Genomic DNA, 1051 nt, shown 5'->3' on the forward strand with positions numbered 1-1051 from the left:
AACACAGTGGACGCGAGCAACTGAGGACAAGCCCTCGGCCTATTAGTACCGGTCACCTCCACACGTTACCGTGCTTCCAGATCCGGCCTATCAACCCAGTCGTCTACTGGGAGCCTTACCCCATCAAGTGGGTGGGAGTCCTCATCTCGAAGCAGGCTTCCCGCTTAGATGCTTTCAGCGGTTATCCCTCCCGAACGTAGCCAACCAGCCATGCCCTTGGCAGAACAACTGGCACACCAGAGGTTCGTCCGTCCCGGTCCTCTCGTACTAGGGACAGCCCTTCTCAAGACTCCTACGCGCACAGCGGATAGGGACCGAACTGTCTCACGACGTTCTAAACCCAGCTCGCGTACCGCTTTAATGGGCGAACAGCCCAACCCTTGGGACCGACTCCAGCCCCAGGATGCGACGAGCCGACATCGAGGTGCCAAACCATCCCGTCGATATGGACTCTTGGGGAAGATCAGCCTGTTATCCCCGGGGTACCTTTTATCCGTTGAGCGACGGCGCTTCCACAAGCCACCGCCGGATCACTAGTCCCGACTTTCGTCCCTGCTCGACCCGTCGGTCTCACAGTCAAGCTCCCTTGTGCACTTACACTCAACACCTGATTGCCAACCAGGCTGAGGGAACCTTTGGGCGCCTCCGTTACTCTTTAGGAGGCAACCGCCCCAGTTAAACTACCCATCAGACACTGTCCCTGATCCGGATCACGGACCCAGGTTAGACATCCAGCACGACCAGACTGGTATTTCAACGACGACTCCACAACCACTGGCGTGGCCGCTTCAAAGTCTCCCAGCTATCCTACACAAGCCGAACCGAACACCAATATCAAACTGTAGTAAAGGTCCCGGGGTCTTTCCGTCCTGCTGCGCGAAACGAGCATCTTTACTCGTAGTGCAATTTCACCGGGCCTATGGTTGAGACAGTCGAGAAGTCGTTACGCCATTCGTGCAGGTCGGAACTTACCCGACAAGGAATTTCGCTACCTTAGGATGGTTATAGTTACCACCGCCGTTTACTGGCGCTTAAGTTCTCAGCTTCGCCC

The 1051-nt window shown here is 56.3% G+C and carries 1 rRNA gene; it reads right to left on the reverse strand.

Going from position 1 to position 1051, the window contains the following annotated elements:
• Window positions 1-22: 22 nt before the first annotated feature.
• Window positions 23-1051, reverse strand: a 23S ribosomal RNA gene (locus tag F1615_RS35420); the annotation flags it as partial.

Origin of the sequence: Streptomyces marokkonensis (assembly GCF_008312835.1) — a bacterium.
GTDB classification, from domain to species: Bacteria; Actinomycetota; Actinomycetes; order Streptomycetales; family Streptomycetaceae; genus Streptomyces; species Streptomyces marokkonensis_A.